Origin of the sequence: Paracoccus sp. IB05 (genome assembly GCF_016405985.1) — a bacterium.
Lineage (GTDB): Bacteria > Pseudomonadota > Alphaproteobacteria > Rhodobacterales > Rhodobacteraceae > Pseudogemmobacter.
The window spans coordinates 37,863-57,161 of the sequence record NZ_JAEFCF010000011.1 but is presented as its reverse complement, the minus strand read 5'-3'; the positions used below and the strand labels follow the sequence as shown (position 1 = coordinate 57,161).

Below are 19,299 nucleotides of genomic sequence, written 5' to 3'. Positions count from 1 at the left end.
TCGCCGGCGTCAGAACGGAAGTTTCATATCGGCCGGCAGCCCGAGCTGTTCAGTCAGGCGGCGCATCTCATCTGCCGATTTCGTGGCGGCGCGCGACTGGGCATCGCGGATCGCGGCGAGAATCAGATCCTCCAGCACTTCCTTTTCCGAAGGCACCAGGATCGACGGGTCGATATCAAGCCCGGTCACATCGCCCTTGCAGGTCGCGCGCGCCTTCACGAGGCCGGCGCCGCTTTCGCCCACCACCACGCTGTTTGCGAGGCTCTCCTGCAGATCGGCCATTTTCGTCTGCATTTCCTGGGCGGCTTTCATCATTTTGGCCATATCGCCAATCCCGCCGAGACCACCAAGACCTTTGAACATCGGTTTCTTCCTTTGTGTTTGCCGCTGACTGCTGCGCCCCAGGCTGCGGGCAGGGTTATTCCTCGAACGGGTCCCAGTCATCGCCATCCGCCGCCTCGACCTCGGGCAGGGCCTCGAGCGCGGCCTCTGCCTCGGCAGAGCTTGCCGTCCGGATATCGGTGATTTTCGCTTTGGGGAAGGCCGTCAGCACCGCTTTCACAAGTGGGTTTTGCAGCGCGCCGGTTTCCGCCTCACGCCGTTCTTCCTCACGGATTTCGGCGATGGTGGGGGCGCCGCCGCTGGCGACCACCGAGACGCCCCAGCGGCTGCGGGTCCAGCCCTGGAGGCGTTGCGAGAGTTTGGCCGCCAGATCGCGCGAAGCACCGGGGGCGGGTTCGAACTCGATCCGCCCGGGCGCATATTGCACGAGGCGCAGGCCGGTCTCGACCTCGACCAGCAGCTGCATATCGCGTTTCTCGCGGATCAGCGCCACGATCTGATCAAACGAGGTATAGATCACCTCGGGCTGGCCATTCAGCGTGGGCGCCGCCGCCATCATCGCGCCATGGGCCGGGCCGCGCGCCATGGGGGCGAGCCGCATCGCGCCATGCACCGCGCCGCCGCCCGCCGGAGCGCCGCCTGCCATGCCGCCGCCTGCCATGCCACCACCACCGGGGCCAGAGCTGCCCGGTCCATTGCCCGGGGGGCGCGGCCCGTCATTCAGCCGCCGCATCAGAGTCGCAGGATCGGGAAGCTCGGCCACATGGGTGAGCCGGATGATTGCCATTTCGGCGGCCATCATCGCATTGGGGGCCTGGCCGACCTCTTCCAGCGCTTTCAGGAGCATCTGCCACATCCGGGTCAGCGCCCGCATCGGCAGTTTTTCGGCCATCTCGAGGCCGCGGCTGCGTTCATCCGGCGGCACGGTCGGGTCTTCGGCGGTCTGGGGTGTGACCTTGATCACCGAAATCCAGTGGGTGATCTCGGCGAGATCGCGCAGGACCGCCATCGGATCGGCGCCTTCGGCATATTGCTGCGCGAGTTCTGCCAGCGCATCAGAGGCCTGGCCCTTCATCACCATGTCAAAGAGATCCAGCGTGCGGCCGCGATCGGCGAGGCCCAGCATGGCGCGGACGGCGGGCGCGGTCGTCTCGCCCTGACCATGGCTGATCGCCTGGTCGAGGATCGAGGTCGCATCGCGGGCAGAGCCCTCGGCTGCGCGTGTGATCAGCGCCAGGGCATCCTCGGAAATATCAGCACCCTCCGCGCCTGCGATACGGCGCAGGAGGGCCATCATCACCTCGGGTTCGATCCGACGCAGATCGAAACGCTGGCAGCGCGACAGGACGGTGACCGGAACCTTGCGGATCTCGGTGGTGGCGAAGATGAATTTCACATGGGCGGGCGGCTCTTCCAGCGTCTTCAGGAGCGCGTTGAAGGCGTTGACCGAGAGCATATGCACTTCGTCGATGATGTAGATCTTGTAGCGGGCCGAGGCCGCCCGGTAATGCACCGAATCGATGATCTCGCGGATATCGCCGACGCCGGTATTCGAGGCGGCGTCCATCTCCATCACATCGACATGGCGGCCTTCCGAGATCGAGACGCAATGCTCGCATTTGCCGCAGGGCTCGGTCGTGGGGCCGCCGGTTCCGTCAGGGCCGATGCAGTTCAGCCCCTTAGCGATGATACGGGCGGTGGTGGTCTTGCCGGTGCCGCGGATGCCGGTCATCACGAAAGCCTGGGCAATGCGGCCGGCGGCGAAGGCGTTTTTCAGGGTGCGGACCATCGCCTCCTGGCCGACAAGATCGGCGAAGGTCTCGGGGCGGTATTTGCGGGCGAGAACCTTATAGGCCCGCGGCGATTGGTCGGACATCTGGCCTCCTGTGGCTCTGGCTCAATCTAAGCACCGGCATTGCTTTCGGCAACCGGCTGCCGCTGGCGCCGGAATTCGTGACGAATTCCGGACCGGTTTCTTGTTGAAGAAACCGGCGCCCGTTACGGGCGGGGCGCGGCGGCCCGGCGCAGGCGATCATTGATGGCCTGGCCAAGTCCGGTTTCCGGGATCGGCGCAAAGGCGATGCGGCCTTCTGTCCCTGCAAGCACATCGGCTTCGCGCAGGATATGAAAGAGCCGCGCCGCAGCCTCCACGAGGTCACCATGTTCAGACAGGGTCAGATCGCCTTTTACCTCGCCGAAGCCTATGAGAATCTCGCCGGTCTCGGCGGCTCTTGCCTCCAGTCGCACCAGCGCGCCCGGCGCGTAATGCGACCCGAGCTGGCCGGGCGCCGTGGGGCGGTCAGGTGCTTTCGGCGTCATATGCGGTGCGATCCGCTGCCCCAGCACGGTTTCCAGGGCTTCGACGGGCAGGCCGCCGGGCCGCAAGAGCCGGACCCCGTCGCCAAAGCCCAGGATCGTCGATTCCACCCCGACCTCGCAGGCGCCGCCATCCAGCACTGCCGCGATCCGGCCTTCCAGCCCGGCCATCACATGTGATGCCCTGGTCGGCGAGACCCGGCCCGAGGGATTGGCCGAGGGCCCTGCCAGCGGGCCGCCGAACGCGCGCAGCAGGGCGCGCGCCACCGGATGCGCCGGCACCCGCACCGCAAGCGTTTCCAGCCCCGCCGTCGCCAGCGGCGAGATCCCCGCGCCGGGCCTGAGCGGCAGCACCAGTGTCAGGGGGCCCGGCCAGAAATGTTCCGCCAGCAAAAGCGCCTCTGGCGTGAAGGTCACATAGTGCTCTGCCGCCGCCAGATCCGGCAGATGCGCGATCAGCGGGTTGAAAGAGGGCCGTCCCTTGGCCTCGAAAATCCGCGCGACTGTGCTGTCGAGACGCGCATCCCCCCCGAGCCCGTAGACCGTCTCGGAGGGGAAGGCGACCAGTTCGCCCCCGCGCAGGAGCCGGGCCGCGCGGGCAATGCCGTGATCGGTCGCGGCAAGGAGTTCGGTCTGGCGCATTCCTGATCCTGGCATGTGACGTCCTGTCATTGTGACGCAGCGTCCATCTTGCGGGTGAGGGGCATTTGTTATGCTTTTGCGCATATTGGACCTCGACAGATCAGACAAGACCGTTCCCGGGCGCCGGCCCCGGTTCAGCGGCCCGCCGGAGACCAGAATATGAGCCATGCCCCCGCCGCGGATCAGCGATTCATCCTGGATCACATCATTGATTTTGCCGAAATTTCCGCGACGGATCATTTTGCCGAGGCCTCGCCCGACATGGTAAGCGCGATCCTTGATGGCGCGGCGCGGCTTTGCGATGAAGTGGTGGCGCCGGTCAACCGCAATGGTGACCTGACGCCGGCGCGGCTGGAAAACGGCGTGCTGCGTGCCTCGCCCGGCTTTGACCGCGCCTACCGCGCCATTGCCGGGGGCGGCTGGGTCGGGGTCTCGGCCAGTGCGGAATATGGCGGTATGGGGCTGCCGCATGTGCTCGCGACCTGCGTCAATGAGATGCTTGCCGGGGCCTGCCTCTCGTTGCAGCTGAAACCGCTCCTGAGCCAGGGGCAGATCGAAGCGCTGGAGCATCACGCCCCGGACGCGCTGAAAGCGCTCTATCTGCCGAAGCTGATTTCGGGCGAATGGTCGGGCACGATGAACCTGACCGAGCCGCAGGCCGGCTCGGATGTAGGCGCCCTGACCACCCGCGCAGTGCCGGCAGAGGATGGCAGCTACCGCATCAGTGGCCAGAAGATCTTTATCACCTGGGGCGATTCGGATCTGGTGCCGAATGTCTGCCATCTGGTGCTGGCGCGGCTGCCGGATGCCGCGCCGGGGGTGAAGGGGATCTCGCTGTTCCTGGTTCCGAAATACCTGCCGGATGCGGCGGGACATCCGGGGCAGGCGAATAATCTGCGGGTGGTCAGCCTGGAACATAAGCTCGGCATCCATGGCAGCCCGACCTGCGTGATGGAATTCGATCAGGCCACCGGCTGGATGGTGGGCGGACCGGGCAAGGGGATGGCGGCGATGTTCACCATGATGAACAACGCGCGCCTCGGCGTCGGGATGCAGGGGGTCGGCGTGGCCGAGGCGGCGCTGCAAAAAGCCGTGGGTTTCGCGCAGGAGCGGGTGCAGGGCAAGACGCCCGACGGATCTGCCACGATCATCGGCCATGCCGATGTGCGCCGCATGCTGACTGAGGCGCGGGCCAGGGTTTTCGCGGCACGGGTGATCGGCCTCACCTGCGCCAAAGCGATTGATATGGCCCGCGCGACCGGCGATGCCGCCTGGGCGGCGCGGGCGGCGTTCCTGACGCCCATCGCGAAGGCCTTTGGCACGGATACCGGCATCGAAGTTGCCGATATGGCGGTGCAGGTGCATGGAGGCATGGGCTTTATCGAGGAAACCGGCGCCGCGCAGTATCTGCGCGATGCCAGGATCACTGCGATTTACGAGGGCACCAATGGCATCCAGGCGATGGATCTGGTCGGGCGCAAACTCGCAGATGGCGGCGCGGTGGCCTATGAGCTGATCGACGGGATCATCGCCCGATCCATCGCGGCGGAGGAGCACTGGCCGGAGCTTGCAGCGATTCTCGGCGCGGTGGCGAGATCGTTGCGGGGGGCGACCGAAGAGATGCTTGCGATGGAGATGAACGACCGTTTTGCCGGTGCGGTGCCCTATCTGCGGGCCTTTGCCCTTGTGCTGGGGGCGGATGCACATCTGCGGGCCGCGCAGGCCGATCCGGAGCGTCTGCCGCTGGCGCGGGTGATGCTCACCCGTCTCACAGAGGATGCGGTCTCCCGGCTTTCCGCCGCGCGACAGCGGGCGGCAGATCTTTACGCGGTGCCGGTCGCGATGCTCGGCTGAGCCTTACCCTGCAAGGTGGCGCAGCCCCTGGGTCACATCGGTTCTGACGGCAAGGCGCAGCCCCGGCTCGTCACCGGCTTTCAGCGCCGCGAGGATCATCCGGTGATAGGGCGGCGCCTCGCGTCGCCGCAGACGCGCGTAAAGCGCCCGCATCGTGGGGCCCAGCTGCAGCCAGACCGTCTCGCACATTGCGAGCATCGCGGGGGCCTGGGCGCGCAGGTAAAGCGTGCGGTGAAATTCCAGATTGGTTCGTAAATAGGCGACCGCATCGTGGCGCGCGACGGCCTCGGTATTGGCGGTGTTGATCGCCGCCAGCCGCTCGATCAGGGCAAAATGCGCGCGGGGCAGGGCGCGGGCGGCCAGTTCCGGCTCCAGCATGGCGCGGATCGCGGCCAGTTCCTCGATCCGCTCGGGCGTCAGCTCCGGCGTGGACACCCGGCCCGAGGAGGACAGCGTCAGCGCGCCTTCGGCCACAAGGCGGCGCAAAGCCTCGCGCGCGGGCGTCATCGAGACGCCGAAATCTTTCGCGAGCCCGCGCAGCGTGAGCGACTGGCCGGGCGCCAGTTCGCCATGCATCACCTGCTGGCGCAGGGTGCGGTAGAGCCGCTCATGCGCGGCGGCATTGGGGTCGGGCGGGCGGGGGCCGGCAGGAATGATCATGGCGGGCATCGGAACATCCTGGGCAAAGCGGGGTCAACCGATATCGGGACGGAAACGGGGGCGGGCATGGTGTGTTCAGCCCGCGAAACTGTAGCGGTGCAGCGTCTGGCCGTCGCGTTTCAGCCAGTCGCGTTCGGCCTTCCAGCCGGGGCGGATCTTTGTGACCACTGCCCAGAAATCGGCGGAATGGTTCATCTCGACCAGATGCGCGACCTCATGGGCCGCGACATAGTCAAGCACCTCGCGCGGCGCCATGGCAAGGCGCCAAGAATACATCAGCGTGCCGTCATGGCTGCAAGATCCCCAGCGGGACCGCGTGTCGCGCAGAACCAGCCGCGCATAGCTGCGCCCGACAAGGCCCGCATAATGGGTCGAACTATAGGCCAGCCGGTCGCGCGCCAGTGCCTTGAGCCAGGCCGCCACCCTCGCGCCGGCCTGATCCGGCCGCCCCGGCACCAGGAGGCTGTCGCCCTCGACCCGGACACCGCGCCCTTCGGAGGGGGTGATTCGCATCATCCGCCCCAAAACCGGCAGCTCTGCCCCATGGCTGACCGGCACCAGCCGCGCCATGGGCATCGAGGCCAGCACAGTCCGCAGCCAGCCCTCCTGATCGTGCAGGAAACTCAGCGCATCACGGTCTTTTGCGCGCGGCGGCAGCGTCAGCGTCACCTTGCCATCGAGTCGCGAAACCCTGAGCGAGAACCGCTTCGCCCGGGCCGAGCGGCGCATATTGATCTCGACCGGCGGCGGTCCGGGCAGCAACAGCATCAAATTCTCGTTCCAGAGGCCACAATTCACGCGCCGTCCCGCTTGATTCCGCGTCGGTAAAGGCGCATCTGACGGCTTATGCAAAAGGCTTTGACAGCCGCTCCGGCCTGTGGCAAGGGGCAGCGTTCGGATTACCCTGTCATCAGGGCGAAAGTGAAGGGACAACCCATGGCCAAGGAAGACTGGGGCACCAAGCGACTGTGCCCGACGACCGGTAAACGGTTCTATGACCTGAACCGGACGCCGGTGGTCAGCCCCTATACCGGCGAGGTTGTGGATATCGAATCGGCCCGCCGCAAGCTGGCGGCTGCGGTGATCTCGCGCGTTTCGCCCGAGAAGGACGATGAAGTTCTGGTCGACGATCTCGAAGCCGAAGAAGATCTGCTGGAAACGGCAGAAGGCGGCGATGATGATATCGACGATGATCTGCTTGAAGATGATGCCGATGACAATGTCTCGCTCGACGAACTGGCCGATGTGGCCGGAAGCGACGAAGAGGGCTGAGACCGGCCTGCAGAAACGTTCCGCAGGGCATGCCTTGTGAAACAGGAAAAGACCCGCCTCCGGCGGGTCTTTTTCATTTCGCCCTGCGAGGCGGGCAGGGGGCAGACCGGGCAGATCCTGTCGGGCGCTCAGCCGGGCGCGGGCAGGATCGGGCCTGCCTTTGCCCACCAGCCGGGATTGGCACGGGCGATCAGCGGCAGAGCGGCACTGGCTGCGGCTTCATCGGCAAAAAGCGCGAAACAGGTGGCGCCCGAGCCGGACATCCGCGCCATCAGCGCGCCGGGAAGCGCGTTGAGCTGGTCCAGCACCGCGCCGATCACCGGCGCGACCTCGCGTGCGGGCGGCTCCAGGTCATTGCGCTGGTTCCTGGCCCAGGCGGCAAGCGTGGTGATATCGGGCCAGGAGGGAAGGCGCGACGGCAAAGGCGGGTTCTCGCGCCGGGTCAGGGCGCGAAACACCGCCGGCGTGGGGACCCCGACACCAGGATTGACGAGGAGAATCCCGCCCGAGGGGAAGCCGGTCAGCGGCTCGATGATTTCGCCGATGCCGCGCATCCGGGCGGGGGCAGGGCTCAGGCAGACCGGTATATCGGCACCAAGCCGGGCTGCGATTCGGGCAATCTCCGCCGGGTCAGGCCGCGCCCCGGGCGGGGCCAGCCGCAGGGCGGCACGGATCGCAGCCGCCGCATCCGAAGATCCGCCGCCGATGCCGGAGGCCGGCGGCAGGTGCTTTTCCAGCCGGAACGCCAGGGACAGCCCCGGCAGGATCGCTGCGGCGGCGCGCGAGACCAGGTTCTCCGCGCCAGCGGGCAGCGCCGGTCCGAAGGGGCCGGCCAGCTCAAGCGAAGGCGCCGTGGCCGGTGCTGCCTCCAGCCAGTCGCCGATACCGGCAAAAATCACCAGACTGTCCAGCAGGTGATAGCCATCGGCCCGCTGCCCGGTGACATGCAGGCAGAGATTGACCTTCGCAGGCGCGAATTCGCGGATGGGATCAATTCTCGGCAGGGGCGTCCTCCGGCGGGCTGCCCTCGACGTCGCCCTCACTATTGCCATCTGGCGCGACGGCGGTGCCGTCCCCCGGGGCGGGTGCCGTAGCCGGGGCAGGAGCACCGGGGGAGGATGCGGGCCGCGCCGGGGCCCGGGCGGCCTCTTCGGCCATCACCGCATCAAGGCCGATCTCAAGCTTGCGCCGGATGCGGATCGCGTCGGCGGCGTCCGGCCCGTAAGACAGCGCCCGGTGCCACTGGAATTCCGCTTCCCGCTTGCGCCCGTTCATCCAGTAGATATCGCCGAGATGGTCGGTGATCTCTGCCTCCAGCGGCTCCAGGAGCGAGGCCTGCTCAATCGGCTGCAATGCCTCCTGATAGCGGCCGAGCATGAAATAGGCCCAGGCGAGACTGTCGAGGATCATGCCCGAATCGGGCGCTCCGGCCACGGCCTGTTTGATCATGGCCAGCGCCTCATCAAGGTCCTGGCGCCGTTCCAGCAGGCTGTATCCCAGATAATTGAGCACCTCCGGCTGACCCGGATTGATGCGCAGCGCCTCGCGGAAATCGAGATCGGCGCCGGTATGGAGGTTCTGACGTTCCCGCATCGCCCCCCGGCTGAAGTAAAGCAGCCAGGCCGCGCGCGGCGGCGGATCGGGCAGAAGGCCGATTGCCACGCTATAGGCCGCCTCTGATTCGGCCCAGCGTTGTTCATTGCGCAGCATGTCGCCAAGCGCGACCTGGACCACCAGCAGCTTGCCATGGCTGCGGGTCAGTTGTTTCAGCACTTCGATCGCCGCCTCCTTGCGACCGGCGGAATAAAGCGCATTGGCGCGGCCGAGCTGGGCATCATACCAGGACGGGTGATCGGGCGAGAATTCATCATAAGCCGCTTCGGCCAGATCGTATTCTCCCATCTGGTCGAGCATCGCCGCCCCGAGCAGGATCGCATCGTCATGATCGGGTTTCAGCGCCACGGCGATGCGGCAGTTCAGCTGGACAAAGGCCGGCTCCGCCTCGCCGCTGAGCAGGGTGGCCAGTGACCAGAACACCTCGGCCATGCCTTCGCGCGCATCTTTCACCGTGTCGAAGGGGATGGTCTCGCCGGCGACAAGCCGGGCGCGCAACACTTCGGCCAGTGGCTCAGGCGTGGTGCCCCAGGTCTTGTCGATCAGCGCGATGGCATCCTCGTTGCGTTCGAGCTGCGACAGGATCTGCACATGCGCCAGCACCCCGCGCCGGTTCAGCCCCAGACCGGGCGCCGACAGCGCCTTGTCGGCGCCCTCGAAATCGCCCGCCAGCGCAAGCGCCAGGGCTTTGTGATAGATGCCATGCGCCTCGAGCCCGCGGCGTTTGGCAATCTCGTCAAACTCGGCCAGGGCCTCGGTCATGCGGCCCTGGCCGATATCGGCCCAGGCGCGGGCAAGGCCATCGACCAGCGGGCCAATGGATTTCCCGTCATCCAGCGCGGATCTGATGGCAGCGAAATCACTGTTCAGACCAGCCTGGCTGATCTGCGCCAGATCGGCGAGCTGGGCGGGCTGGTCGCCCTCCTGCATAAGGGCGTGGCGGTGTTCGGCAACACTGGCCGCATCGGCGATCTTGCCAAGGCTGAGCAGGGCGAAGATCGAGCCGTCCATCAAAAGCCGGTTGTCGGGATCCACGCTGAGCGCCTGGGTGAACCAGGCCGAGGCGGCGCGAAAATCGCCGGCGGTTTCGGCATTGCGGGCGGCAAGGAAGGCACCGGAATCGACGGGAGTTTCGGCGATGGCCGCAGTCTCGGCTGCCGTTTCGGGTGCGGCATCAGCGGGTTGCGCGGCGGCAGGGGCCTCTTGCGCGACCGCTGGCAAGAGCCCGGACAGGCTCAGGCCAAGCGCGGTGGTCAGCGTGAGCAGAGAACGGATCATTGCGGAATACTCCCTGGACTGCCTCTGGCGGAGCCCGTCAGAACCGGCCCGCCCCCGCCGGACCTCTCGGACGTGCCCGTACTGAGGCTGAAGCTAACGCCCCGTTTTGCCACACGCAATGCAGGGCGGTGCGGATCGGGGTGAGGATTGCCTGTCCGGGCGCCGCGCCGGGTGAACTCTTCGTGAAACGGTCCTGAGTCCATGAGCCAGAAAAGAAAGAGACCGACCGCCAGGAATTGCACCACAGCCTTGCAGGAGGTCCGCATCATGACGGCCCTGTTGCGTAAGACCGGGCTCTCAGCACGTTTGTGCCACGGCTATGGGGCTGCGGTCAGGCAAGGACTTCGGCTTCGCTGACCACAGCCCCCGGGCCTTACATATTCGGGTAATTCGGCCCGCCGCCGCCCATCGGAGTGGTCCAGTTGATGTTTTGCGACGGGTCCTTGATGTCGCAGGTTTTGCAATGGACGCAGTTCTGGAAGTTGATGCGGAAGCTGGCATCCTGGCCTTCGCCCAGCACCTCATAGACACCGGCCGGGCAATAGCGCTGCGCGGGCTCGTCATATTCGGGCAGATTGACTTTGATCGGGATCGACGGGTCTTTCAGCCGCAGATGGGCGGGCTGGTTCTCGTCATGGTTTGTGAAACTGTAGGCGACATTGGTCAGACGATCGAAGGAGAGAACGCCATCCGGTTTCGGATAGTCGATCTTTTTGAAATCTTTGGCCTTCCCGGTCGCGGCCGCATCGTTCTTGCCATGTTTCAGTGTTCCGAACAGCGAGAAGCCGAGCGTGTTCGTCCACATATCGAGCCCGCCGAGGGTGAGCGAGGCCTTGAGCCCCCATTTCGACCACATCGGTTTGACATTGCGGACCTTTTTCAGATCTTTCCCGATGGCGCCGGCCCGCACCTCCGTCTCGTAATCGGTCAGCTCATCGCCCTGGCGCCCCGCCTTGATCGCCGCATAAGCGGCTTCTGCGGCGGCTTTTCCCGAGAGCATCGCGTTGTGGTTGCCCTTGATGCGGGGCACGTTGACGAGGCCGGCCGAGCAGCCCAGCAGCGCCACGCCAGGCGCCACCATTTTCGGGATCGACTGGAAGCCGCCTTCCGAGATCGCGCGTGCGCCATAAGCCACGCGTTTGCCGCCTTTCAAAAGCTCGGCCACCATCGGGTGATGCTTGAAACGCTGGAATTCCATATAGGGGTAGAGATGGGGGTTCCTGTAGTTCAGGTGAACCACGAAACCGACATAGACCTGATTGTTTTCAAGATGGTAGATGAAGGAGCCACCGCCCGCATTGCCGCCCAGCGGCCAGCCCATCGTATGGGTGACGGTGCCCAGGCGGTGCTTCTCCGGGTCAATCTCCCAGATCTCTTTCATGCCGAGGCCGAATTTCTGCGGGCAATGGCCATCTGAGAGGTTGAACCGGTTGATCACCTCTTTCGCGAGGCTGCCGCGCACGCCTTCCGAGAGGAAGACATATTTGCCGCGCAGCTCCATCCCCGGTTCATAGGCGGGGCCAGGAAGGGCGGTTTCGGGATCAAGGCCGAATTCACCGGCGACGACACCGGCGACCTTCGTGCCATCTTCGGACCAGACCAGTTGCGAGCAGGCCATGCCGGGGAAAATTTCGACACCGAGGCCTTCGGCCACGCCCGCCATCCAGCGGCAGACATTCGCCATGGAGACGATGTAATTGCCGTGATTGTTCATCAAAGGCGGCATCGGGAAATTCGGCACACGGATCTTGCCGGCCGGGCCGAGGATGTAGAAATTATCCTCTTTCACCGGCACCTTGACCGGCGCGTCCATAGTCCGCCAGTCGGGCAGCAAAGCATCGAGGCCGACCGGATCCAGCACCGCACCCGAGAGAATATGCGCGCCGACTTCGGAGCCTTTTTCCAGCACGACCACGCTCAGATCGGGGTCAAGCTGTTTCAGACGGATCGCCGCCGAAAGACCCGAAGGCCCTGCGCCCACGATCACAACGTCATATTCCATCGACTCGCGGGTGATCGCTGTGTTGGGATCGGTCATCGGCTTCTTTCTCGCTCCTTGCTGCGGTCTGTCAGCGCCGCATACTCTGGCTGGGAATTCCTGTTGGGCCCTGTTGGCCGGGCGTTTCGTGATTGCCCTATGGGCAGGCGCGCGTCAACCGTGACGCAACATCATCCGCATAAGGCCGATGCCGGTCGCAATATTCTTGCCGTTAAGCGACAGGGCGCGCATGCAGGACGCCATGGCCCTTGCTTTTTCTTTGCCCATCGGGTGAGGTTGCCGGAACACGAGGCGCGAAGTCATGACCCGGGTGACCGGTTCGTGGCTTCTGTTTTTTTAAAGTGACGACAGCGATATGGAAAAAATTCCGGTTACGAGGCGCGGCTTTGAAGTGCTGGACGCGGAACTGCGGCAATTGAAAAGTGAGGCGCGGCCCGCGATCATCCGCGACATTGCCGAGGCCCGGGCGCATGGCGACCTGTCTGAAAATGCAGAATACCATGCGGCGCGTGAAAAGCAGGGCTTTATCGAAGGCCGGATCAAGGAACTCGAAGGCATCATTTCGCTGGCCGAAGTGATCGACCCGACCTCGCTGTCGGGCTCGATCAAATTCGGGGCGACGGTCACCGTGGTCGATGAAGACAGCGATGAGGAAAAGACCTGGCAGATCGTCGGCGAGGTCGAGGCCAATATCGAGCTTGGGCTTTTGAACATCCGGTCTCCGATTGCGCGCGCGCTGATCGGCAAGGAAGAGGGCGACAGCGTTGATGTCACCACTCCGGGCGGGCAGAAGAGCTACGAAATCCTGTCGGTGCGCTATATCTGAGCCGGAGCCGCCATGGCGAAAGATCCTGAGGACATGCCCGAGGATATGAATGTAACGAGGCCGCGGGCGGGGGGCCTCGGCGGCGCGCCGGTGACCGAGATCGCCGCCGGCGTGATGTCGGGGATTTGGGTTGTCGCGGTGCTGACCTGGGTCTTTACCGCGCCCGAAGGCACCGAATCGCGGCTGCCGGGGCTTGTGATGACCTTGCTGATTCTGTTCCTGCCGCTGGCCCTGATCTGGGTCGCGGTGGTGACATTGCGGCTGGTCGCCGATCTGCGCGCTGAGGCGGCCAGCCTGAAAGCCGCGATTGACGGTATGCGGGGCTCTTTCCTTGAGGCGCGCCAGGAGATCCGCAGCGTGATCACCCGCCCCGAGGCGCCGGTTGCGGCGGCCCAGATGGCAGAGCCTGCGGGGAATGCGATGGCCGGACCCGCCAGTTTCTCGTCGCGCCGCGATCAGTCGCTTTCGGTGCCCTCGGCAGACCGCAAGGTCGCGCTGACGCCGGCGCGCCCGGAACCCGAGGCCGAACAGCCGGCCCTGGCACTTGGCACGCCCGGCGAAATGGCGCGTCAGCCGCTCTCGATCGAAGATTTCATCACCGCCCTGCAATTCCCCGAAAGCCCCGATGACAAGGCGGGTTTCCGCGCCCTGCGTCTGGCGCTTGAGGATCGCGAGGTCGCAAAGCTGATCCGCGCCGCCCAGGATGTGCTGACGCTTCTGAGCCAGGAGGGCATCTATATGGATGACCTGCGGCCCGAGCTTTGCCATCCCGATATCTGGCGCCGGTTCTCGGCCGGCGAGCGGGGGCGCGGCATCGCGGCGATTGGCGGTATCCGGGATCGCTCGTCGCTGGCGCTGGCTGCCGGACGGCTGCGCGAGGATACGATTTTCCGCGATGCGTCGCATCACTTCCTGCGCACCTTTGACCGGGTCTTCCAGGTGTTTGAACAAAATGCCAGCGACAATGAGCTGATCCATTTCGCCGATACCCGCACCGCGCGCGCCTTCATGGTGCTGGGCCGTGTGGCCGGGGTCTTCGACTGATCACCAGGGTCCACCGGGGGCGGGCCTAATCCGCAGGGAAATCGTCGAGCTGCCGCACCATGGTCGTCGCGGCGGCAAAGCCGAAGGCAAAACGCAAAAGACCAAGCTGATCGGTATGGGTCGCAGCAAAGCCTTCGCGCTCGTAGAGGGCACGGGCGCGGGGGTTGCCCTCGATCACCTCAAGGCGCACCGAAGGATAGCCGCGCCGCTTCGCCTCGCGGCACAGCGTGGTGATCAGCGCGGTGCCGACGCCGAGGCCGCGCGCCTGTGCCGCCACGGCGATGCCGTCGATCAGAAAGCGCTCATTATCGACCTCATGGCTTAAAAGCCGCAACAGCCCCGCGCGCCAGGCCGATCCGAACACGCCGTAAACCCGGCGCAGATCGCGCCTGGTGCCGCCCGAAAAGCTGCCCTGGACCGATTTGAAGCCGGCAAGCCCGATCAGCCGGCCGCTGTCGTCCAGCGCGGAAAAGCAGTGATCGGGCCTGAGCCCGCTTGTCAGGAAAGCCAGCGCACGCGCGTCAGGCCCCATGACGCGGCCAAGCTTGGCGCCGAAAGCCTCCCAATAGATGCGGGCGGCCTCGTCGCGCTGGTCCAGGGGAAAGCCGCGCCGGATAGAGAAGTGCTCAGGGCGCAAGCCCGCAATCCTTCAGGATGAATGTGGCAATGGCCCCGGCGTCATTCAGGTCGAGGACCGGCACGCTCAGCCCCTTCAGGGCGGCGTCGGACGCCACCGCCCGCACCAGCGGATCGCCGGGCTGGATCATCGGGCGGTCGGCCACGCCCGCGCGCCAGACCTCGATTTTCGGATGGGCGTCGCGCTTGTAGCCCTCGACCAGCACCAGATCGACCGGGGCGAGGCGGGCCAGCACCTCTGTCAGGTCCGGCTCGGGCCCGCGATGTTCGCGCAGGATGGCGAAGCGTTTCGCAGAGGCCAGCACGACTTCCTGCGCGCCGGCTTCGCGGTGGCGCCAGGTGTCCTTGCCGGGCTGGTCGAGATCGACATCGTGATGCACATGTTTGACCGTCGAGACCGACATGCCACGTCGGGTAAGGGTTGCGACCAGACGCTCCATCAGCGTGGTCTTGCCGCTGTTTTGCCAGCCGATCACACCATAGATCTTCATGCGGGGCGGCCCTCACTGCGGCTATTGGCACGGGCGAGGTCTTCGGGCGTGTTGAGATTGTCGAAGGCCGCCGCATCGGGGAAATCGACGGCATGCGCGCCATGGCGGGCGGCGAAATCGGCGATTTTCGGTTTCGCGCCCGAGGCAAGGAAATCGGCCAGCGGATCCGCGAGTGCGACCGGCCATATCGCGGTCGCATTATGGTCGCGCCCGCCGGCCCGGGCAAATCCCGGCCCCGGCAGCGCAGTGGCAAGGCGTGCGATCAGATCACCCGGGAGGAAAGGCGCATCAACCGGGGCCGAGACCAGCGCGGTGCCGCCTGCCGCCTGTGCTGCCCGCAACCCGGCGAGGATCCCGGCCAGCGGCCCGAGTGACGTTTCATCGGGCAGTACCTCAAGCCCGGTAAAGGCAAAGCGCGCGGCATCGCCATTGGCCGAAATCAGAAGGCGCCGGGCCTGGGGCTGCAGCCGCGCGATCACATGGGCGATCAGCGGCTGGCCGGCGAGGGGCAAAAGCGCCTTATCCGCCCCGCCCATCCGGCGCCCCTGTCCCCCAGCGAGAATGACGGCGAAGAGGCTCACGCGTGAATGCACCTTATGCAGGACTGGAATTCTGCCGGTGCCAGCGGATCAATTGACCCGCTGGCCCTTTTTGTCGATGAGGATCACGCCATGCCCGGCGCCGGGATTGTCGTTTTCCTCGGTCACGATACGGGTGGTGACGCCCGGCAGTTCCGCGAAAGACGCATCCAGCTTTTTCGGGAAGTAAGTCGAGGTCACGCCCTCAAAACCTGGCACAGACCGCAGGATCCCGGTGATCGAGCTGGCACAATGCGCCTTGGGCACCGCGCCATTCGCCAGCGCCTTTTGCAAGATCGCCTCGGCCACGGCGGGCGAGACCTGCAGCTTGCGCTCGATGACGTGGAACTGCTCTTTCTCGGAATCGCGCGCATGGTAATCGAGGTAGAAATTCACCATCCGGTCGGTCATGCCGAAATGCACGTCATTGCGTTCAGGCGCGGCATCATGATGCCAGGTCCCGGCCGGATCGAACAGCACACGTTGCGAGCCATTGATCAGCAAAGCCGAATGCGAGCCTGATCCGGTACGGTCATTGATGGTGGTCAGAAGCGTGATCTCGGTCGGCGGGCCGGCGACATAGCTGGCGCGCGACACCTGATCATCCGGCGCCCAGACCGGTTCGGCACAGGCCGAAAGCGTCAGCAGCACCGCGAGCGCGGCAAGAAGGCGATACATGTAACCTCTCCCTGCCCTGTGCCGGCCCATACGGGGCCGGTTGCAGGGCGGCAATTCGGGGCGGCGATATCAGGGCGGCGATATCAGGGCGCCGATATCAGGTCCGGGCGAGGGCCAGGAAAACCAGAATCACGGCGCAGACAACGACCGTCCAGGTTGCCACTTTGACGAATGCGGCAAAGGATTTTTCCTGAGTGCGGATATCCATGCTGCCATGCTCGTGTTTGACGTGCTGATCATCGGCCATTCTTCATTCCCCGGGAACAGATGCTTTTCCGCCTGTTAGCCGATTCACCACCCGCTGTCACCCATCGGGCGTGGCCTCTGATGCAGGAAGATGCGGCAGTGATGTATCTTTCCCGCGAAAGCGCCCTGACCTTCGGTGGCGGGCGCTCAGCCGCCCGTGACCGGCCAGACCGAAGCATCCCCGGATTCGCCACCGTCCCAGCCCTGCAAGAGCCGAAAGCCGATCCGGACCGGCGGTGCTTCGGGGGCGAGCTTCGGCACCGCGCGCAGCAAAACCGAAAGCTGGCTGACATGCTGCACCATCTGGGTGCGGATGCCGTCCTCATCCCGGCCGAAGAAGGTGAGCAGGTCCGGCGCCGACCAGCCCAGCCCCTCGATCCGGAGCACCCCGGCGGCGCTGCCGGTAAAGCCCATGGCGATCTCCTGGCTCTGATCGAGCTGGCTTTCGAACTGACGGATATAGAGCACCAGCCGCTCACAGGCCGATTCGGCCGGGGTCTTTTGCGCCGCTGCTTTCCTGGTCGTGGTCTTTGGGGCCGTTGCCGCAGGGCTGCGCGGGGCAATGGCCGTAGCCTTTGCCGTCGTTTTGCGTTTCGCGGGGATTGCGGCGCTGCCAGCGGCGGCGGCTTTGGTCAGGGTTTTCTCGGTCATGTCTTTTGCCAGAGCCATGCCCCATCGGGGCCGGGGGAACGGGTGATCTCGCCACGGTGCAGCAGGTGGTTCAGATGCGCCACCGCCTCGACCAGAGCGAGGCCAAGCTCGCTTTCGCCGATCCTGCGGCGGAACAGCAGCGGGAAGCAACCCACCGCCGTATTGGGCACGGTGAGGAAATCGCGCAGCCGGTCCAGGGCCGAGAGGTGGTTTTCCACCATCTGGCGCAGCCGGAACGGCAGGCCGGTGAAAGGAAGCTTATGGCCCGGCAGCACCAGCTGATCCTCGCGCGCGAAAGCGCTGAGCCGGGTGCAGCTTTCCAGCCATTCCCCCAGCGGATCGGCCTCGGGTTCCGCCGGATAAACACCGATATTGGCAGAGATCCCGGGCAGCAGCTGATCGCCACCAAGGACCAGGCCGTCCGTCCAGAGCGTCGCATGCGCGGGGGCATGGCCGTGACCGATGCGGATCTGCCAGTCGCGCCCGCCCAGCCGCAGGGTCTGGCCCTCGCTGATCCGGGTAAAGCCCAGAGGCAGCGGCGCCACACAATCCGAGGCGTTGAACGGGCGCTCATTCATCCGCCGCTCCAGATCGGCGGGCAGCATGCCTGCGCGCTTCCAGAAGGTGACCGTCTCGGGAGAGGGACGCTCTTCGGGCGTGTTCAGCAGCATCCTTGCATAAAGCCAGGCGGTGCGGGTGATCAGAAGGGCCGCGCCCTGTTCGATGAACCAGCCCGCCATGCCGATATGGTCCGGGTGATGATGGGTGACGATCAGCCGCTTTACCGGACTGCCGCCCAGCGGCCCGGCCAACAGCGCCTGCCATGCCGCAACGGCACGGCGCGATCTGATGCCGGTATCGATCAGTGTCCAGCCATCACCCTCGTCGATCGCATAGACATTCACATGGTCCAGCGCCCAGGGCAGCGAGAGCCGCATCCATAAAACACCCGGCGCGACCTCGGTCGCGGAACCGGCTGCGGGGGCATCGGGGAAGGGGTGGCGGATCTCACTCATGGCCCGTTACATGCCGGGAACGCGCGGTGCGGGCAAGCTGATGTTCAGGACGCCGGGTTCAGGGGGAACCTATATTGGGGATGCGCGCGTGTTCAGGCTTGCACTGTTGCCGGGCATATCGCACGTTTGTGGAATTGAAACAAATTCTGTATTTTGGGGAGGGGTTGCGTTGGATGATCCCGATAGAGACGCCCGCGAAGATCGGGCCCTGCAGGGCGATGATACGCGCGGTTCGGGCGGTGCCGTGGCGATCCTTTTCATTGCGGCCCTGGTCGGGGCGCTGGTGATTGCTTTCCTGTTATGGCGCTGATCCGGCAGGGACAGGCCGCGAACCGGCGACACCAGGACCCCAGGGGCACCAGGATGGCCCCCCGGCGGGCATGGCAGAGCAATCGCGCGGGGGACCCTCGCGGTGAAAGGGGGGCAAGATCTGCGTTAACCTTTGTTAACGCAGGCGCTGGACAAAGCCGGCGGCATCGGCCAGGCCCGTCTGATGTCCGGTCTCATTCTACAACTTGCCTTCGTAACCTCTGTTGCTGCCGCGCCGCTGATCTCGGGCGCGCCCCAGGTCAGTGATGGTGACACGCTGCGGTTCGGGCCGGTCGTGGTGCGGCTTCATGGCATTGACGCCCCGGAATCCGGCCAAAGCTGTGCCAGTGCCGGTGGTGGCAGCTGGGCCTGTGGCCTCGCGGCGACGAGGCGGCTGGAGGCTCTGATCGCCGGCAAGGCTGTGACCTGCGAAGCGCTGGAGCGCGACCGCTATGGAAGGGTGGTCGCGCGCTGTGAGGCCGGCGGCGAGGATATCGGCGCCGCGATGGTCTCGGATGGCCTCGCCTGGGCCTATATCGCCTATTCCGATGCCTATCTGCCGCAGCAGACCCTGGCGCAGGCGGCCGGTCACGGCATCTGGGCCGCGCCGTCACAACCCGCCTGGGAGTTTCGCGCCGCGCGCTGGAATGCGGCCGATCAGGATACGCCGCTCGAGGGCTGTCCGATCAAAGGCAATATCTCGAAATCGGGCGAGCGGATCTACCACCTGCCCTGGTCACCGGCCTATGCAAAGACGGTGATCCGCGAGGATCAGGGCGAGCGCTGGTTCTGCGACGAGGCCGAGGCCCAGGCCGCAGGCTGGCGCCCGGCGCGCTGGAAATAGCGC

At 65.5% G+C, this 19,299-nt stretch carries 21 protein-coding genes; 6 read left to right on the top strand and 15 right to left on the bottom strand.

All coding sequences use genetic code 11. The annotated features are described in order from the left end of the window. Positions 1–9 precede the first annotated feature (9 nt). From JC607_RS09570 to JC607_RS09560, 3 genes are all read right to left on the bottom strand, one after another. The gene (locus JC607_RS09570; protein WP_092895762.1) at positions 10–363 is read right to left on the bottom strand and encodes a YbaB/EbfC family nucleoid-associated protein; all 354 of its coding nucleotides are present in this window, start codon (positions 361–363) and stop codon (positions 10–12) included. 55 nt (positions 364–418) lie between these two features. Next, positions 419–2,218, bottom strand: coding sequence for a DNA polymerase III subunit gamma/tau (locus JC607_RS09565; protein ID WP_198836696.1), 1,800 nt, complete (start codon positions 2,216–2,218; stop codon positions 419–421). Positions 2,219–2,340: 122 nt separating this feature from the next. Beyond that, positions 2,341–3,300 carry an L-threonylcarbamoyladenylate synthase gene (locus JC607_RS09560; protein WP_198836695.1) on the bottom strand — a complete coding sequence of 320 codons (960 nt, stop codon included), beginning with the start codon at positions 3,298–3,300 and terminating at the stop codon, positions 2,341–2,343. 159 nt (positions 3,301–3,459) lie between these two features. Here JC607_RS09560 and JC607_RS09555 point away from each other — a divergent pair, with 159 nt between their 5' ends. Next, complete coding sequence (locus tag JC607_RS09555; RefSeq protein ID WP_198836694.1) at positions 3,460–5,154, top strand: acyl-CoA dehydrogenase; 1,695 nt, start codon at positions 3,460–3,462, stop codon at positions 5,152–5,154. A gap of 3 nt (positions 5,155–5,157) precedes the next feature. Here the strand turns inward: JC607_RS09555 and JC607_RS09550 are convergent, their stop codons facing one another. Together JC607_RS09550 and JC607_RS09545 are read right to left on the bottom strand one after the other, a co-directional pair. After that, positions 5,158–5,814, bottom strand: a complete 657-nt coding sequence (locus JC607_RS09550) for a GntR family transcriptional regulator (RefSeq protein ID WP_198836760.1) — start codon at positions 5,812–5,814, stop codon at positions 5,158–5,160. A 75-nt stretch (positions 5,815–5,889) separates the two neighbouring features. After that, entirely contained in the window at positions 5,890–6,582 is a 693-nt protein-coding gene (locus JC607_RS09545) for a M48 family metallopeptidase (RefSeq protein WP_198836693.1), read from the bottom strand. A 168-nt stretch (positions 6,583–6,750) separates the two neighbouring features. Between JC607_RS09545 and JC607_RS09540 the strand changes: the two genes are divergently transcribed. Then, positions 6,751–7,086, top strand: a complete 336-nt coding sequence (locus JC607_RS09540; RefSeq protein WP_092895770.1) for a TIGR02300 family protein — start codon at positions 6,751–6,753, stop codon at positions 7,084–7,086. A 128-nt stretch (positions 7,087–7,214) separates the two neighbouring features. Here the strand turns inward: JC607_RS09540 and JC607_RS09535 are convergent, their stop codons facing one another. The 3 genes from JC607_RS09535 to JC607_RS09525 form a co-directional block, all read right to left on the bottom strand. Further along, positions 7,215–8,138 (bottom strand): 4-(cytidine 5'-diphospho)-2-C-methyl-D-erythritol kinase, encoded by a 924-nt coding sequence (locus JC607_RS09535; protein WP_198836692.1) that lies wholly within the window; start codon positions 8,136–8,138, stop codon positions 7,215–7,217. After that, a complete protein-coding gene (locus JC607_RS09530) occupies positions 8,077–9,978 on the bottom strand; it encodes a tetratricopeptide repeat protein (protein WP_198836691.1) in 1,902 nt (633 codons plus the stop codon). Before JC607_RS09530 ends, JC607_RS09535 begins: the two co-directional genes overlap by 62 nt. Before the next feature lie 373 nt (positions 9,979–10,351). Next, positions 10,352–12,016: an electron transfer flavoprotein-ubiquinone oxidoreductase gene (locus JC607_RS09525; protein ID WP_198836690.1), complete on the bottom strand. Its 1,665-nt coding sequence runs from the start codon at positions 12,014–12,016 to the stop codon at positions 10,352–10,354. 316 nt (positions 12,017–12,332) lie between these two features. Between JC607_RS09525 and greA the strand changes: the two genes are divergently transcribed. Both greA and JC607_RS09515 read left to right on the top strand, forming a co-directional pair. Continuing rightward, entirely contained in the window at positions 12,333–12,803 is a 471-nt protein-coding gene (gene greA / locus JC607_RS09520) for a transcription elongation factor GreA (RefSeq protein ID WP_198836689.1), read from the top strand. A gap of 12 nt (positions 12,804–12,815) precedes the next feature. Further along, on the top strand, positions 12,816–13,847 hold the full coding sequence (locus tag JC607_RS09515) for a hypothetical protein (RefSeq protein WP_198836688.1): 1,032 nt from the start codon (positions 12,816–12,818) through the stop codon (positions 13,845–13,847). A 25-nt stretch (positions 13,848–13,872) separates the two neighbouring features. Here the strand turns inward: JC607_RS09515 and JC607_RS09510 are convergent, their stop codons facing one another. From JC607_RS09510 to JC607_RS09480, 7 genes are all read right to left on the bottom strand, one after another. Continuing rightward, on the bottom strand, positions 13,873–14,484 hold the full coding sequence (locus tag JC607_RS09510) for a GNAT family N-acetyltransferase (protein WP_233092816.1): 612 nt from the start codon (positions 14,482–14,484) through the stop codon (positions 13,873–13,875). After that, positions 14,474–14,974, bottom strand: coding sequence for a molybdopterin-guanine dinucleotide biosynthesis protein B (gene mobB / locus JC607_RS09505; protein ID WP_198836687.1), 501 nt, complete (start codon positions 14,972–14,974; stop codon positions 14,474–14,476). Before mobB ends, JC607_RS09510 begins: the two co-directional genes overlap by 11 nt. Further along, on the bottom strand, positions 14,971–15,555 hold the full coding sequence (gene mobA, locus JC607_RS09500; RefSeq protein WP_198836686.1) for a molybdenum cofactor guanylyltransferase MobA: 585 nt from the start codon (positions 15,553–15,555) through the stop codon (positions 14,971–14,973). Before mobA ends, mobB begins: the two co-directional genes overlap by 4 nt. 48 nt (positions 15,556–15,603) lie before the next feature. After that, positions 15,604–16,230: a hypothetical protein gene (locus JC607_RS09495; protein ID WP_198836685.1), complete on the bottom strand. Its 627-nt coding sequence runs from the start codon at positions 16,228–16,230 to the stop codon at positions 15,604–15,606. Between the two features lie 97 nt (positions 16,231–16,327). Continuing rightward, positions 16,328–16,477: an aa3-type cytochrome c oxidase subunit IV gene (locus tag JC607_RS09490; RefSeq protein ID WP_198836684.1), complete on the bottom strand. Its 150-nt coding sequence runs from the start codon at positions 16,475–16,477 to the stop codon at positions 16,328–16,330. Between the two features lie 146 nt (positions 16,478–16,623). Beyond that, the gene (locus JC607_RS09485; RefSeq protein WP_198836683.1) at positions 16,624–17,127 is read right to left on the bottom strand and encodes a DUF6173 family protein; all 504 of its coding nucleotides are present in this window, start codon (positions 17,125–17,127) and stop codon (positions 16,624–16,626) included. Then, positions 17,124–18,143, bottom strand: coding sequence for an MBL fold metallo-hydrolase (locus tag JC607_RS09480; RefSeq protein WP_198836682.1), 1,020 nt, complete (start codon positions 18,141–18,143; stop codon positions 17,124–17,126). The genes JC607_RS09485 and JC607_RS09480 overlap by 4 nt, the downstream gene beginning before the upstream one ends. On the opposite strand from JC607_RS09480, the gene JC607_RS09475 reads away from it, so the two are divergent. Both JC607_RS09475 and JC607_RS09470 read left to right on the top strand, forming a co-directional pair. Next, positions 18,142–18,453: a hypothetical protein gene (locus tag JC607_RS09475; RefSeq protein WP_198836681.1), complete on the top strand. Its 312-nt coding sequence runs from the start codon at positions 18,142–18,144 to the stop codon at positions 18,451–18,453. The genes JC607_RS09480 and JC607_RS09475 overlap by 2 nt on opposite strands. 183 nt (positions 18,454–18,636) lie before the next feature. Further along, positions 18,637–19,296 carry a thermonuclease family protein gene (locus tag JC607_RS09470; RefSeq protein WP_198836680.1) on the top strand — a complete coding sequence of 220 codons (660 nt, stop codon included), beginning with the start codon at positions 18,637–18,639 and terminating at the stop codon, positions 19,294–19,296. The last annotated feature ends 3 nt before the right edge of the window (positions 19,297–19,299 follow it).

Bases quoted from the DNA above. Each gene is read 5' to 3' on its own strand.
- JC607_RS09550 (WP_198836760.1), bottom strand. From the start codon at position 5,814: ATGATCATTCCTGCCGGCCCCCGCCCGCCCGACCCCAATGCCGCCGCG.
- JC607_RS09555 (WP_198836694.1), top strand. From the start codon at position 3,460: ATGAGCCATGCCCCCGCCGCGGATCAGCGATTCATCCTGGATCACATC.
- JC607_RS09470 (WP_198836680.1), top strand. From the start codon at position 18,637: ATGTCCGGTCTCATTCTACAACTTGCCTTCGTAACCTCTGTTGCTGCC.
- JC607_RS09525 (WP_198836690.1), bottom strand. From the start codon at position 12,016: ATGACCGATCCCAACACAGCGATCACCCGCGAGTCGATGGAATATGAC.
- JC607_RS09560 (WP_198836695.1), bottom strand. From the start codon at position 3,300: ATGCGCCAGACCGAACTCCTTGCCGCGACCGATCACGGCATTGCCCGC.
- JC607_RS09490 (WP_198836684.1), bottom strand. From the start codon at position 16,477: ATGGCCGATGATCAGCACGTCAAACACGAGCATGGCAGCATGGATATC.
- JC607_RS09475 (WP_198836681.1), top strand. From the start codon at position 18,142: ATGGCCCGTTACATGCCGGGAACGCGCGGTGCGGGCAAGCTGATGTTC.
- JC607_RS09485 (WP_198836683.1), bottom strand. From the start codon at position 17,127: ATGACCGAGAAAACCCTGACCAAAGCCGCCGCCGCTGGCAGCGCCGCA.
- JC607_RS09565 (WP_198836696.1), bottom strand. From the start codon at position 2,218: ATGTCCGACCAATCGCCGCGGGCCTATAAGGTTCTCGCCCGCAAATAC.
- JC607_RS09545 (WP_198836693.1), bottom strand. From the start codon at position 6,582: ATGCTGTTGCTGCCCGGACCGCCGCCGGTCGAGATCAATATGCGCCGC.
- JC607_RS09540 (WP_092895770.1), top strand. From the start codon at position 6,751: ATGGCCAAGGAAGACTGGGGCACCAAGCGACTGTGCCCGACGACCGGT.
- JC607_RS09570 (WP_092895762.1), bottom strand. From the start codon at position 363: ATGTTCAAAGGTCTTGGTGGTCTCGGCGGGATTGGCGATATGGCCAAA.
- JC607_RS09535 (WP_198836692.1), bottom strand. From the start codon at position 8,138: ATGGCAATAGTGAGGGCGACGTCGAGGGCAGCCCGCCGGAGGACGCCC.
- JC607_RS09480 (WP_198836682.1), bottom strand. From the start codon at position 18,143: ATGAGTGAGATCCGCCACCCCTTCCCCGATGCCCCCGCAGCCGGTTCC.
- JC607_RS09515 (WP_198836688.1), top strand. From the start codon at position 12,816: ATGGCGAAAGATCCTGAGGACATGCCCGAGGATATGAATGTAACGAGG.
- JC607_RS09495 (WP_198836685.1), bottom strand. From the start codon at position 16,230: ATGTATCGCCTTCTTGCCGCGCTCGCGGTGCTGCTGACGCTTTCGGCC.
- mobB (WP_198836687.1), bottom strand. From the start codon at position 14,974: ATGAAGATCTATGGTGTGATCGGCTGGCAAAACAGCGGCAAGACCACG.
- greA (WP_198836689.1), top strand. From the start codon at position 12,333: ATGGAAAAAATTCCGGTTACGAGGCGCGGCTTTGAAGTGCTGGACGCG.
- JC607_RS09530 (WP_198836691.1), bottom strand. From the start codon at position 9,978: ATGATCCGTTCTCTGCTCACGCTGACCACCGCGCTTGGCCTGAGCCTG.